The organism is Roseospira visakhapatnamensis (genome assembly GCF_014197915.1).
In the GTDB taxonomy this organism is placed as follows: Bacteria; Pseudomonadota; Alphaproteobacteria; order Rhodospirillales; family Rhodospirillaceae; genus Rhodospira; species Rhodospira visakhapatnamensis.
In genome coordinates, this window is the sequence record NZ_JACIGK010000084.1 from 1 (window position 1) to 1,686 (window position 1,686).

The 1,686-nt window shown below is 69.0% G+C and carries 1 protein-coding gene and 1 pseudogene; one reads left to right on the forward strand and one right to left on the reverse strand.

Annotation, left to right across the window (positions count from 1 at the left end; genetic code table 11):
- Positions 1-94: 94 nt before the first annotated feature.
- Positions 95-256: pseudogene (locus GGD89_RS19550) on the forward strand (integrase core domain-containing protein); the annotation flags it as partial.
- A 23-nt stretch (positions 257-279) separates the two neighbouring features.
- Here the strand turns inward: GGD89_RS19550 and GGD89_RS19555 are convergent.
- The coding region (locus GGD89_RS19555) for a recombinase family protein (RefSeq protein WP_184049208.1) at positions 280-1,686 on the reverse strand (1,407 nt) is incomplete at its 5' end.

Below are 1,686 nucleotides of genomic sequence, written 5' to 3' on the forward strand. Positions count from 1 at the left end.
TCACACGAGGTCTCCGCCGCCTGACCATCTGCGCCGTCAAAGCAACACGGCCACCGCCCCTCTGGAGCGCATGGCAAACTGAACTCATGCTGAGGCCGGCGTGCGCATCAGCATGGACGGCAAGGGCCGTTGTATGGACAATGTGTTCGTGGAACGCCTGTGGCGCAGCCTGAAGTATGAGGACGTCTACCTCAAGGCCTACGCCACCGGGTCCGAGGCCCGAGCCGGAATCGGCGCCTGGATCGAGACCTACAATCGGTCATCACAACGCACATCTCGCTATGGTGTTGATGAGAAGAGGTTTTCCTGCTCAGGCACTGGTCCCACGGGGTGTTTGCCGCCGGTCTGGGCACGGGTGAGAACGGTGCGGGCTGCGGGACCAGCGAGATCGACCCGGCGAAAGAGCCACGGTCCATCCGGGAGGGGATGGAGGGCATCGATGTCGCCGCGCTCGGCGGCCAGACGCAGGGTTTTCGCGGCGACGCCGAGTTCGGAGGCGGCCTGCGTGAGGTTGAGCCAGGGCTCGATGCCGTCCTCGGCCGGACGATAGACGGGGATTCGATGCTTGCTCCGCATCGAGGTGACGCGTTCCCGCGTCCAGCGGTTGCCGTTGCCGGTCTTGAGGCCGTTCCGATTCAGGACCCCGGCGATGATATCGTCCTTGGTGTTGAGCGCCAGAACGCGCACGGCCTCGACGATGCCGGCGGGCGTGCTGTTGCGCTGTCCACGGCGTCGGCGGGGCAGCCGGTGCTCGGTGTGGGCCCCACCGACCCAATGGATGGCCAGCACGATCTCCGCCGTGGCATCATCGAGATCGGCGACGACTTCGTGGATGACGGAGCGCACGATCCGCTTCTTCAGGCGGGCATCGGTGGATGGCGCGGCCCAGACGGCGGCCAGGTCGTCGGCGAGGGCGCCGAACGCCATCGCGCCGAGGTCGGAGCGCGGCGCGGCGGTGGCGTCATGCTCGGCGATCCGCCGTTCGATCTCGGCGACACCCTGGAGCGTCCGGTTCCAGCGCGCCTCGAGTTCGCCGGCGACCAGACGGTTTTCCGGGTCGGCCGCGTCGTACTGGCGGAACGCACGGTCGGCGGCATAGCGCGCGGCCTCATGATCGCGCAGGAGAGCCTCCCGGACCTCGTCCCGGCGCGCGGCGGCCTGGGCTTCGGCGTCACGGGCCGCCTGGATCGCGGCGGGCTGCACGACGGCGAGCAGAGCGGCCTCGACGACATCGTCGACACGCAGGCCGCCGAAGGCGATGCAGGTCGGTTCGCCGTAATCCATCCGTCCGCGTGCGCAGGCGTAGCGTGGGATCTGGCCCTTGGTCCCCGTGTACTGGACGGTGAGCGTCCGGCCGCACCGCCGACAGCGCAGGATGCCCGCCAGCAAGGCCGCGCCGTGCTTCGGGGCCCCACGAGCGCCGGCGGCCGGCATGGTGTCGCTCACCATCGTCCGTATCGCCTCCGCACGGTCCCAGTCGACGTAGCCCTCATGCGCGCCGGGCTTCAGCGCCAGCCAGTCCTCGCGGGGTTTGCTCCGCGAACAGGCCTTGGCGCCCGCCCCGTCATACTGCACCGAGACGCCGGTGCGACCATAGGCGTAGGCGCCACCATAGGCCGGGTTGGCGATGAACGCGCGAATCGTCGCATAGCGCGGACGGCGCCAGACCACCGGTCCACCATTGGT